At 30.6% G+C, this 12,517-nt stretch carries 11 protein-coding genes; 6 read left to right on the top strand and 5 right to left on the bottom strand.

What is annotated here, in order from left to right; genetic code table 11:
- Positions 1 to 183: 183 nt before the first annotated feature.
- Positions 184 to 1,413: a threonine/serine exporter family protein gene (locus KM029_RS20825; RefSeq protein ID WP_144076791.1), complete on the bottom strand. Its 1,230-nt coding sequence runs from the start codon at positions 1,411 to 1,413 to the stop codon at positions 184 to 186.
- Between the two features lie 185 nt (positions 1,414 to 1,598).
- Between KM029_RS20825 and KM029_RS20830 the strand changes: the two genes are divergently transcribed.
- Entirely contained in the window at positions 1,599 to 2,243 is a 645-nt protein-coding gene (locus KM029_RS20830) for an HAD family hydrolase (protein WP_144076793.1), read from the top strand.
- A gap of 82 nt (positions 2,244 to 2,325) precedes the next feature.
- Complete coding sequence (locus KM029_RS20835; protein ID WP_144076794.1) at positions 2,326 to 3,024, top strand: SIMPL domain-containing protein; 699 nt, start codon at positions 2,326 to 2,328, stop codon at positions 3,022 to 3,024.
- A 54-nt stretch (positions 3,025 to 3,078) separates the two neighbouring features.
- On the opposite strand, the gene KM029_RS20840 is transcribed toward KM029_RS20835, so the two are convergent.
- Positions 3,079 to 3,807 carry an SDR family oxidoreductase gene (locus KM029_RS20840; protein WP_144076796.1) on the bottom strand — a complete coding sequence of 243 codons (729 nt, stop codon included), beginning with the start codon at positions 3,805 to 3,807 and terminating at the stop codon, positions 3,079 to 3,081.
- 113 nt (positions 3,808 to 3,920) lie between these two features.
- Between KM029_RS20840 and KM029_RS20845 the strand changes: the two genes are divergently transcribed.
- Positions 3,921 to 4,745 carry a LysR family transcriptional regulator gene (locus KM029_RS20845; protein ID WP_144076798.1) on the top strand — a complete coding sequence of 275 codons (825 nt, stop codon included), beginning with the start codon at positions 3,921 to 3,923 and terminating at the stop codon, positions 4,743 to 4,745.
- 466 nt (positions 4,746 to 5,211) lie between these two features.
- On the opposite strand, the gene KM029_RS20850 is transcribed toward KM029_RS20845, so the two are convergent.
- Positions 5,212 to 6,792: a 7TM diverse intracellular signaling domain-containing protein gene (locus KM029_RS20850; protein WP_144076800.1), complete on the bottom strand. Its 1,581-nt coding sequence runs from the start codon at positions 6,790 to 6,792 to the stop codon at positions 5,212 to 5,214.
- 227 nt (positions 6,793 to 7,019) lie between these two features.
- On the opposite strand from KM029_RS20850, the gene KM029_RS20855 reads away from it, so the two are divergent.
- Positions 7,020 to 8,120 carry a DUF2652 domain-containing protein gene (locus tag KM029_RS20855; RefSeq protein ID WP_144076802.1) on the top strand — a complete coding sequence of 367 codons (1,101 nt, stop codon included), beginning with the start codon at positions 7,020 to 7,022 and terminating at the stop codon, positions 8,118 to 8,120.
- Here KM029_RS20855 and KM029_RS20860 read toward each other — a convergent pair.
- The gene (locus KM029_RS20860; RefSeq protein WP_144076804.1) at positions 8,083 to 9,084 is read right to left on the bottom strand and encodes a nucleoside hydrolase; all 1,002 of its coding nucleotides are present in this window, start codon (positions 9,082 to 9,084) and stop codon (positions 8,083 to 8,085) included. The two genes, KM029_RS20855 and KM029_RS20860, sit on opposite strands and share 38 nt — an antisense overlap.
- Positions 9,085 to 9,215: 131 nt before the next feature.
- On the opposite strand from KM029_RS20860, the gene KM029_RS20865 reads away from it, so the two are divergent.
- Together KM029_RS20865 and KM029_RS20870 are read left to right on the top strand one after the other, a co-directional pair.
- Positions 9,216 to 10,214, top strand: coding sequence for a malate dehydrogenase (locus KM029_RS20865; RefSeq protein WP_144076806.1), 999 nt, complete (start codon positions 9,216 to 9,218; stop codon positions 10,212 to 10,214).
- 165 nt (positions 10,215 to 10,379) lie between these two features.
- Positions 10,380 to 11,357, top strand: coding sequence for a TDT family transporter (locus tag KM029_RS20870; protein WP_144076807.1), 978 nt, complete (start codon positions 10,380 to 10,382; stop codon positions 11,355 to 11,357).
- A 25-nt stretch (positions 11,358 to 11,382) separates the two neighbouring features.
- On the opposite strand, the gene KM029_RS20875 is transcribed toward KM029_RS20870, so the two are convergent.
- The gene (locus tag KM029_RS20875; protein ID WP_144076809.1) at positions 11,383 to 12,465 is read right to left on the bottom strand and encodes a hypothetical protein; all 1,083 of its coding nucleotides are present in this window, start codon (positions 12,463 to 12,465) and stop codon (positions 11,383 to 11,385) included.
- Positions 12,466 to 12,517 lie beyond the last annotated feature (52 nt).

Genomic DNA, 12,517 nt, shown 5'->3' on the forward strand with positions numbered 1-12,517 from the left:
TGTAAAAATAGACCTCCTAAGTAAATCAAAAAGCTATATTATTACTTATTGATTGTCATTACGTTATGTAAATCTCAAAAAAAAATAAAAGTAAAAAAGTGACGATCATCACCAAATTAAAAATTTAAACAACCGGTTGCGTAATTTTAATAGAATTTATAATTTATTAGAATGATTAAGCACCTAGATATTATTTCTATTGTCCATATTTGGATAGTAGCTACTATAAGCTACAAGCATTCCAACAACAATAGCACAAAACATTAAAAGACCAGATGTTCCAATACTTGGGTTATCTAAAATTGGGTTATTATTTATTTGGTTAGACAACCCCATAAATAATCTACTTCCAGGTACTAAAATCACTATTCCTTGAAGAAGATATACAGAAGGCGGAACATCTTTTCGTCTACTAAAAACAATGCTCCCAAAAGTAATTAAGAAAGCACTTACAAAAGTACCAAATATCCAACCTATATTTTCAGCAAAGATCATTGGTCCCCAATACGCAATAAATGCAAGAAGTAACCCTAATAATAAATCAGATTTTCTGGTATTAAATACAACACCTAATCCAAAAGACAACACAGGCAATGCTATCCATACTATCCATTTAGGCATTTCATTTACAAAAACATCTTGTTCTAAAGCAAAGAAATATTGCCCTAAAGACATTCCTAAATAGACACCAATAAATAACTTTAGGAAAATCATGATTGCATTAAACAAGAAGCCAGAACCAGAATTAAACTGGTTAAACGCTATTTCTTCTAATGCAATTGAGATTGTTAAGCCTGGAACATATAAAATCACCGCAGCCAAACTCAGTTCTAAAACATCTAAATGAGGATAGAAATACTTAAAAAAGCAACCTAATAAACTACATGTAAAGGCTGTATAAAACTCTACTGTATATTTGGAGGTCTTATATCTACTATTAATTTTAGTGACTGCATATCCCACAAAACCCATAACAAAACAAAACATAAAAGTAATCCAGCTACCACCAATTAATGCTAAAAATGATGGAGGTATTATTGTATATGCTAAAGCCAACATCCCCTCAGAATACAATTTCTTTTTGGCAATCACTTTGTCAATATTTGCTGTAATTTCTGCAAAAGAATATTCATTTTTAAATGCTTCTTGTAGTTGGTTATGCAGTTCAGCTAATTTACCTAAATCATTAGAACCTAGCGGAATGTATTGCAACACAACTTGTCGTTCTTGACTTTTAGGATCTTCAATCTGATAATTAAGCGTATTTGTAGTTACCTGACAAGATACATCTACACCAATATGATCTGCTATATCTTGTATATAGGTTTCAACTCGAAGAGAGGAGCATCCAAAACGGTGCAAAGCATTTCCGATTTTCACTATCAATTTATATTTCTCTTCAAAGTTCTTCATTATGGCTGTATGTTATTCAAATTGGAATGCAAACATAAAGTATTCAGTAAATCATACCAAGTATTTTTGAGCATCCTAAAAAATAAAATAGTAGATAGTGTACTTCTTTTAAAAAAGGTGATTTTCTGTATCGTTTAATTTATATTTGTCGAATACATAATAGCAACTCTAAAGAAATAGAAAATATGAAATACAAATGTATTGTCTTCGATTGTGATGGGATTCTTGTTGATAGTGAAACTTTGACAATGGAAGTTTTTTCTGATTTATTTTTAGAGTATGGATGGAAAGTAAGTGCAGATGAAGCATTAAAGCTTTTTAAAGGAAAAGCCTTTTTCGAAATTATGGACTACGTGAAAACTGTTGCTAAAATTACTTTACCAGAAGATTTTGAAAAGGTTTTTAGACAACACACATTTGAAGCATTTACTAAAAACTTAAAAGCTATACCCGGCATTAAAGCTGTTTTGGATAAATTGGTACAAAATAACATCCCTTTTTGTGTTGCTTCTAATGGTCCAATGACCAAAATGCTTCATAATTTAAAAGCTACTCAATTACTTCCTTACTTTGAAGGAAAGATGTATAGTGCTTTTGATATAAAAAAATGGAAACCTTCCCCTGACCTTTTTCTTCATGCTGTAGCAGAAATGGGCTTTAATACTATGGATTGTGTAGTTATTGAAGATTCTCGTTCTGGTATAACAGCCGCGCAAAACGGAAACTTAGATGTAATTGGTTATCATAAAGATGCTAATCATTTTAAAGATCTTCCCATCCAATCAATTACTAATATGGCAGAGTTAATTACACTTTTCTCACTTGATTAGAATTACAAATCACTTTAAATTAAAACTTATTTAGAGAGTTAACCGTATTGGTGTATAGTACTAATCTAACAACTTATTTATTATGAAAAACATATTAACTGCATTTTTATTAATCATGAGTACTCAAATTATGAATGCTCAATCAAAGAATTTTATAGATCAACCGTATATAGAGACTTCTGCTAGTGTAGATTCTCTTGTTGCTCCAGATGACATTCACTTGATTATTACTTTAGATGAAATTGACACTAAAAATAAGGTATCTACTGAAGTACTAGAAAACAAAATGAATAAGGCTTTAAAAAGTTTAGGCATTGATACTAAAAATGATTTAGTTGTTGCTGACTTTTCTAGTGAATTCAATAAATCATTTTTAAAAGGCCAAAAAGTCTATAAAGCAAAACAATATGATTTGGTAGTACATACTGCTTTTATGGCAAGTAAAGTGATGAAAGCATTAGAAAAAGAAAACATCTCTCATATTCGTTTAGGTAAGTTAGAATATTCTAAAGCTGATGAACTGGAAAGTATACTAAGAGTTAAAGCCATTAGAACTTCAAGAGCCACAGCTCAAACACTTGCCGAAGGTATAGGTCAACAGGCTGGAAAAGCAATTCATATTATTGACAATACAAGTAACAATAATAGACAAATTAGAATGTATGCCAGTGATAGTTGGGGTGATAACGAATCTTATAACAAAAAAGAACAACCTCTTGATTTAGGTATTAAGAAGATCACTTTTAGTAGTTCTGTACGCGTTAAATATATATTAGAATAAAAAAATAGTGCCCGTAATTTCATAAATTACGGGCACTATTTTTTATTACTATTACTACTGTTGCTGTTTTGTAGCTGCTATTACTATCTCTCTTACGTTTACTCCTTGCGGTTGATTAAATGCATACCAAATTGCATTTGCAATATCTTCTGCTCTTAAAACTCCACCCATATCTTGTTTCCAAGCTTCATAACCATCCTTAATTTCATCAGAAGTAGTGTGCGATAATAATTCTGTTTCTACAGCCCCTGGTGCAATAGTTACCATTCTTACATTATCCGCTGCAGCTTCTTCTCTAGCATTTTCAGTTAAGGCATGCACCCCAAATTTAGTGGCACAATATGCCGCATGGTTACCAAATGTTTTTCTCCCTGCAATAGATGATACATTAACAATTGTACCACTTTTTCTTGCACGCATTTGAGGTAAAACAGTTTGCATTCCATTTAAAACACCCATAACATTAACATCTAACATTGTTTTCCACTCTTGTGGATTCTGAGATGCAACATCACCTAATAGCATAACTCCAGCATTATTGATAATTGCTTCTGCTTCTCCAAATTTGTTTTCTGCTTCTGTTACCGCTGCTTTAAATGCGTCAAAATCTGTTACGTCAACTTTTCTGCAGATTGCATTTTCTAATTGTAATGCTTCTATTTTATCTACTCTACGAGCTAATAATAATAAAGCATATCCTTCTTTAGAAAATAATTGAGCTGTTGCTGCACCTATTCCAGAGCTTGCCCCAGTAATGATAATTAATCCTTTTAATGAATTCATGATAATGGAAATATAAGTTTTATTTATACCTGTTTTGATTGATGAAACAAAAGTATTTTATAATTTTAAAGCATCAAAATACTATTTTTATATACCTATTATAATTAAAATTTATGGATGAAAGATTACTGCGCTTCTTTGTTGCTGTATACGAAACTAAAAATGTATCGAGAGCAGCAGAGAAATGTCATGTTTCACAACCCAATATATCTAATGGCATAAAGCAACTAGAAGAATTAATTGGCAAAACATTATTCTTAAGACATAAAAGAGGGGTTGAATTAAATGAAGAAGCACACTACCTCTATCCAATTGCCAAACGGATTTTAGGAGAATTAAATTCCATTCCTTCTTTATTTAAAGAAGAAATCTTAAAACAAAAAGTTACTGTTGGTATAGCAGATAGTTTACCTCAAAGTTTTAAAAGTCAATTTTTCGCAGCGGTTTCTAAAGAAATCAAAAACTTAGAGTGGGATGTTAGACCAATGAATCGGGATTGTGAAATTAATATCCTAGTTAGAGAATGGAAATATGAAGAGCATTTATTTCTACCATTATTTAAAGAAGAATATGTTTTATGTGTACCCATTAATCATCCTTTGGCAAAAAAAGATAGTATTGATAATGCTGACCTAATTGATGTTGCTTTTATTCACTGCCCTCCTTGTGAAGCACACCAACAATGTCTTTCAATACTAAATAGTTCTGGTTCAAAGTGGAATACAATTGCCAACTGTAGTACTAAAAACGAAGTATTAACTTTGTTAATTGCTGGACTTGGTATTTCCTTCTTACCTAAAGATTTTGCTTCAGGCTGGGATGGATTTGTTATTAAAGAATTCAACGGACCTCATTATTATAGAGAAGTTGGTTTTTCATATGCAAAAGAGAGCCTGAGAAATCCTGCAGTAAAGCAATTAATTGATCTATATAGTTAAAAAACAACCCACATTATTACGTTATAAAGAAAATATTTTGCTAAAAAACACAATAAATATCAAAAATTTCACAAGAAATATAAAACCATAAAAATCTGATTATCATTACATTGAATAGACATGTAACTTTTTGTAACCTATGTAACTTAGTTTGTAACCTTTTGTAACTTCGAGAATTTTGGTTTAGTCAAACTTCTCACTTAATTCGAACATACACAGAAAAATACATTTACAGTTAGGTTTCATTTGTTACTCAAAAGTTTTAAAATTGTTTGAAATATTTCTACACTAAGCTTTTAATATAACATATTTACGACGATAATATTCACAGGTATTAATCTTCGATTTACGATATTTTATCTAGATCTAACTTCTCTTTTACCTCGTATTAGTCAACTTGGTAAAAGACATTTTACACACAATAGGAATTAATAAAAACAGCATCATTCAGTGGTGCTGTTTTTTTTTAGATCATTATTAAATAATCAATTAGCTTCCCCTCAATTTGCATTTTCTTTTTAATACGATGTCTGGCAACTTTAACTGCTCCTTCAGATGTATTTCTAAATTCTGCAATTTCTTTATTCTTCATATTCAATTTAATAAGAGCACAAATTTCAATTTCTGAAGGAGATAATTGAGGAAAGTTCGTTTTTAATGTTTTTCTAAAACTATCATTCACAACTTCTATATTATCTTGAAAATAAACTTTTTTCTCTTCGATCTGTCGTTGTCTTGTTAAATCATTAAGCACACTTTTTAAATCTGTTTTAATATCTACAGAGTTTAAGGCTGCATTTAACTTATTTACAATTTGTTCATTGTAACCTAGCTTCATTTTATTATCTAATATAACATTATCTAGATCACCTTTTTGTGATTGCAAATTAGCAGCAAGTTTCTTCTTATCTTTAGCCAAGCTTTTATATCTATCTGCCAAAGCAAAAGACATTAAAATTACTTCTGTTGAAATTGCTATAGAATAAAATTGATTTATGAATGAACTTGACGGTATATAGCCAAACAAAACCAATGCTTTAGAGATAATACCTAAGAAATAAACAGACCAACCTATTAAATAAAATTTAGCTGATTCATTACCTTCTCTATAGGCATTAACCCCTGTGATAATTGCAATAATACAATATGCAGTAGTTATCGTTGCCAATAATTTATAGGTCATTAAATACCCATTAAAATTCATAAGCATTGTTCCTAAATAGGCCATTATATCAACAGTTATAAGCCCTATTAATATTCTATAAAACAGCTTATGTTTAGTTTTTAAATTAAGGAATTTGATACAAAAAATACTAGAAATAATGCTCACCATACTTATATTAAAAGTAATGACAGCTGTTTTCACAGTACTTGATAATTCTAAATAATTTAAGTTTAAGAAACCTTCTATTGACATCATTGCAAACACAATAAAAACACCATGCATGCTGTAATAAAAGTAGATTTTATCTTTAAAATTTATACCCAAGAACAAATTATAAAATACAATTATTAAAAACATTCCAATAAATACACCATACCTAATAGTAAGCCAAAAATCATATTCTGCTTTTTTCTCTTTATCAACTAATTCTAAGCTATACATATGAGCATAAGGACTTAAACTAGAAAAATAGAATGTGTTTTTACCTCTGTTAAGATGAATTGGAAAATAATAGCCAGACGGACTACCAAATTTATTTGGATGGTGCACACCTACTTTATTTATTACCCATTGAAATTGATTCTTTTTATAAAAGATTATTTCATCTGTCAGTAATTTTGGTATTCTTACTGTAAAATTATCCGTTGGGTTTGCTCTATTATTGATTTCAACTTTTACCCAAACCCTATCTGTTGTATAACCAAGGTTAACTTGTTTACTCCATTTATAAATGAATTCCTTTGTTTGCAAATCGCTGATTTTCAACCCATTTGTTTCATCAATTAAATAACTAACTTTAATAGCTATATCATCTACTGGTGTTGATTGACTATTTGTTGTAAAGAAAAAAATAAGTAGAAGTAGTAAAAAATAATTTTTCATAAATGCAGTCTAGAGCCTAAAAATGGCAATATAATCGATTTTTCATCAATCATTATGTGAAAGAAGAAAAGTAGAATGCATCCAAGGTTATTTTAGTTTTGTATTTAAACCTCTTTACAAAAAAATAAATTATTTTCTACTGTTAAATGTGAGCTTCTATTACGGTAAGCCATTTTTATAAGATATATTTGTAGAACTATTTATATCATAATCATTTCAAAATCTAGATGTCAAACTCTTTACTTTTTCTTCCTGATATTTCTGGATTTACTGAGTTTATTCAAACAACAGAAGTTCAACATAGCCAACATGTAATTGCAGAATTATTAGAGGTAATTATTGATGCAAATACAGAAGGTTTGGAACTTGCTGAAGTAGAAGGTGATGCACTCTTTTTTTACAAAGAAAATGAGGTCCCTCCTCAAGAAAGGCTTTTATTACAAATGGAAGCAATTTTTTCAGCTTTTTATTCGCACTTAAAACTATTAGAGAAAAATAGAATTTGCCCTTGTAACGCTTGTTCTTCTGCTCCTAAATTACAACTTAAAATTGTTGCTCATTGTGGAGAGTTACAATACTTAACGGTACAAAATAAAAGAAAACCATTTGGTGCTGAAGTAATAGAAGCACACCGTTTAATGAAAAATGGTGTACAAAGTGATAATTACGTTCTTATAAGTCAGAAACTTGCTAAGTTGATTGAGTTAAAGTCTGATTTTAAAAATAACCTCTATTCTTTTGAAGAAGGTACTAATACTTATGATGGTAAAGAAGTACCATATATTTATTCTATAATTGATAAATCTAACTTAAAATTAAAACCTTTTAGTTCGGCTAAAAAATTAGTATTTGATAAGCAACCTGAAGTTACAATTTCATTAAATTTTCCTGTTTCTGCAGAAACACTTTTAGAATTTATTTCTAATTATCATTATAGACATCATTGGGTTAATGGAACTGTTAAATTTGAATATAACGAAAATGAAGTTACTCGATTAGGAACTGAACATGTTTGTGTAATTAATGGAAAACACTTTAACTTTATTTCTATAACCAAAGATGTTGAACAACATCAATTAATCTATGGTGAACAATCATCAGATCCACCTCCAGTTGATAAAATCAATCAGTTTTTTATAATCACTCCTACAGGTAAACATTCTTGCCATTTAGAAATAGAAATTTATGTAGAAACAAGTAAGTTGCTTCAAAAAATTATTGTTGCTCTTGCCTTTAAACACTTACTAAAAAAGAATGTTCAGAATAGTATACTTATGCTTAAGGATTTTATTACTGAAAAGCAGTTAGATGAGGATACTTTAAAGTAGTAAAGAAGTCATCTAACATTTTATCTGCATTATAATTCTCCCAAATAATTATTTTTCGAGTATTATTTGGTCTATCAACCCATACCCCATTTTTAATGACAGGTGCAGGAATAACAGTTTTCTGTCCCCATTTTGGGTTTTTCATTATGGCCACAGTAACCATATCAAAAAGAGCATGAGAAGGTGGGTCTAAATAGTATTCAGCGTTTTTAAATAAAGTCACTGCATAATCGCCAAAGTTAGTATAATCTCTGCCGTCTCTACCTTTAACGGTAGTGTTTAATTGTACACCGAAACCTGCTATTTTCTCTTGAATAGTTGCCTTATAAATTTTAACTCCATCTGTTCCTGTTAGTGCACCATATCTACACGGAAGCATTTCAAACTCTACATTAGTATTTAAAACAAAATTGACTGATGGCACATCGTTTTCTTGGTTATACTCTCCTTTATCTGGGTAATTACTACCTAACCAAATTACCTTAATTTTGTCTGTGATTTCTGGGGCTTTTACTAATGCCAATGCGATATTTGTTAACTTGCCAACTGCACAAATTTGCAACTTTTCACCCTTTATTTTTTTTGCTTCATCAATAATGAAGTTTACAGCTTCATATCCATCAAAATTTGCTTTACTTATTGTCGTTTTTATTTGATCAAAATTGTTGTTAGCCCCTTTAATTACATTTACTTCATTTTCCTGATCACATAACTTCACCACACGTAACGCCTCATTATAATGGCTATCGATATCACCTCCATTATAGGTTGCACAAGTAGTAATTCCTTTTATATCAAACACTTGCTGATTAAATAATAAATAAGCTAGGGCGTTCTGATCATCTAATTCATTATTTGTATCTGAATCGAAAATCACTGAAATTCTAGTAGGTGTTGTCTGTTCACATCCAACTAATAATAGAACACAGCTACACACAAAGAGTAAATTTTTAATACTTTTCATTTATGATTTTAAAGGTTTACGCCAATTTATCATTCTTGTTTCCAACTATAAACTATTTATCATTCTTTTTTGTTATTGAAAAAAAATAAACTATTCGTGACCTTTATATCATCATTTAAAACAATACAATTATGGAATTTATTACAAACGAAAAACTCGTAATTTCTGGAGGTGGTGGTATGATTGGATCCAATATGATTCAGACTGCTATGATGATGAATTTAACACCCAATATTACTGTATATGATCCATTTTTACCTGGTCTAGAAGGTGCTGTAAAAGAAATGTACCATTGTGGTTTTGAAGGGTTTAACTTAAACTACACAACTGATATTAAAGAGGCGTTTACTGATGCTAAATATATTGTTTCTTCTGGAGGAGCTGCAAGAAAAGCAGGTATGACTAGAGAAGATTTATTGAAAGGTAATGTAGAAATTGCAGCACAATTAGGAAAAGATATTAAAGCTTATTGTCCTGATGTTAAACATGTCTGCATTGTTTTTAACCCTGCCGATATTACTGGATTAGTCACCTTAATTCACTCTGGTTTAAAGCCTAGCCAAATAAGTACTTTAGCAGGATTAGATTCTACACGTTTACAGATTGCTTTGGCACAACATTTTGGTATTCCACAAAGTGATGTCAAAACACCAAGAACTTATGGAGGGCACGGAGAGCAAATGGCTGTATATTCTTCTTCTTGTACAATTAATGGCGTACGTTTAGATGATCTGATTGGAACAGATAAATTGACGCTAGAAGAATGGGACACTATACGTAAAAATGTGGTCCAAGGAGGTAAAAATATTATTGAATTAAGAGGACGTTCTTCTTTTCAAAGTCCAGCCTATTTATCTATAAGAATGATTGCTGCTGTAATGGGTGGTCCTTCTTTTCAATGGCCAGTTGGTGCTTATATTAATACATCGCAATTCCCTAATATACTTATGGCATTAGCTACAGAATTATCTAAAAATGGGGTAAAAGCAGAAGTCCCGTCTGGGTCTGAAAAAGAAAATGAAGAACTCACAAAAAGTTATAATCATTTAATTGCTTTAAGAGATGAAGTTATTGCTATGGGAGTTATTCCAGCTGTAAATGAATGGAGTAATTTAAATCCAAATCTCTAAACCTACTATATATAATCTATTAAGAGTCTTCTAAAATGAATTAGAAGACTCTTTTCGTTTTATAACTTTTTGTTATACATCATTCGTATATATGAGAAACGAAGGAGAAATAAACTCGTTAATCTATATATAAGAATCATATAAATAATTAATTGTTATAATCTAATGAAAAATCAGATACGAAATTTCCCAGTAGGATTAACAGGAATTGCTCTTGGTACAGCAACTTTAGGTGCTGCTTGGGGTAATGAACAAATAGCAGGAGTTCAATATATCACCTTATCAATTGCTCTTATCTATTTCTTTATGGTGATTTTAAGAAATGTTCTACATCCAGATGTTTTTAAAGAAGAATTGAAACATCATGTCTTAGGCAGTTATGTTCCAACAATGGCCATGTGTATGATGGTATTTGCAGGTGTTCTTGTAAAATTTAATACTGTTTTAGGACAAGGTTTGTGGTTATTTGCCATTGGTGTACACTTGTTTTGCCTTATAGTATTTATCTACCATAGAATCAGAAATTTTGAAATGGAACATATTGTACCAAGTTGGTTTGTGCCTCCAATCGGAATTGTGGTTGCTTGTGTAAATGCTTCTCAAATGGGTTTTCCTAATTTAAGTTTAGCAATATGGTGGATAGCCACCCCTTTATATTTAGTAATGTTGGCGTTTATGATTTACCGCTTAGCATTTTATCAATTTTCTAGTCTAGAAACGTTTGGTATTATGGCTGCTCCAGCAAGTTTGTGTTTTGCAGGGTACTTAACAATTACCCCCAACCCAAATGAATTTATTTGCCATATGTTATTAACTCTGTCAATTTTAATGACATCAATTTTATACATTGCTTTCTTCCATTTGCTAAGAAATAAATTTAACCCAGGGTTTGCAGCATTTACTTTCCCACTAGCTATTGGAACAGTTGCTTTACAAAAATACAGTAAAGTATTAGAAGTTGCTGGTGAGTTTACCTTTAGTCACGTTATTCATTTTATTTCTTTAATTGAATTAGGGATTGCAACACTTGTTATAGGATATGTTGTTATTAGAGTTTTCTACTATTGTAAATCTGAAGTACTTGGAATTAGTACATTAAGAGCAATTGATACATTTTTAATAAAATTACACCTTAAACACTAAGATGTAATTTTATTAAATACCCAAATTATCGTCTTCTTGCTGGCATTGCTCTACTAGGTGTAGGTCTTGGTGCAGCAGGTTTAGGACGAGTAGCTGGTCGACTATAATTGTTACTATAGTTCGACTTTTTTGGTTGATAAGATTTATTATTTTTAGGTGATATTGATGGTCTTGTAGTAGGTGTTTTATTACTTTTTGATGACTTATTTTTCGACTGATTTTTTTGAGTTGGCACCTGTACACTATTGTTTTGAATTGGATTGTTTGATTTAGGCTTCCAATCATTTTGTACTTTTTGCCCCGTAGTTACTTTACCTGTTTTCTTATCTTTTGTTGAAGGTTTAGCAACGTTCTTTGTCTTAGTAGTTGATTTATTTAACTGACTAGCATTGACAACATCCTTATGTCTTTTATCAAAAGATTTGTTAGGGTATTGCTTTGCAAAATCGTTTTTATGAACCTTTTTATGCATGTGTACCGCTCTGTTACTTTTCCTCACAGAAGTATATCTATATGTAGTTTTTCTATTAACATGAACCCTTACATCTCTATGGTAATAATGCACTGGTCTAGGTCTCCATGGTCTATAATATGGAGGGTAATGATGCCAATAATAAGGTGAATACCACGGACTATAATACGGCCCCCAAAACCACATATAAATTACTGGTTGATGTACATAAACAGGTTCAATAATATAATTAGAACCATACATGTACACATCACCTACTACCTGTACACTTGTTTCTCCCTTATTATCTTTTTCAACATCAATAGAGGCAACATCTTGATATTGATTTTCACCTAATACAGCTTGAATAGTTACAACATGAGTATCTTTTTTTGAAGTATCAATTACTCTCAAATAATCTACTTCACCATCCTCATTAAGGTCTAGGTTAGATATTTTTTTATGTGGATCATTTAATTTTTCTTCAAATTCTTCTAAGTTTTCGCAGTCTCCAAAAAGTGCTGCTACAACTTCTAAATCAAGGTTTTTACTTATTTCACTATCTACAGCATTAACTGTAGTAACATCTTGAGCATGGATGAAACCCACCTTAAAAAAGAAAATTAATATTAGAATTTTGATTGTGGTAGTATTCATAATCAGTAGTTTTGTTTGTTCGATAATTGCTAAGTTCTTGTCACTTTATGTA

This window comes from Flammeovirga kamogawensis (assembly GCF_018736065.1).
Classification (GTDB): domain Bacteria; phylum Bacteroidota; class Bacteroidia; order Cytophagales; family Flammeovirgaceae; genus Flammeovirga; species Flammeovirga kamogawensis.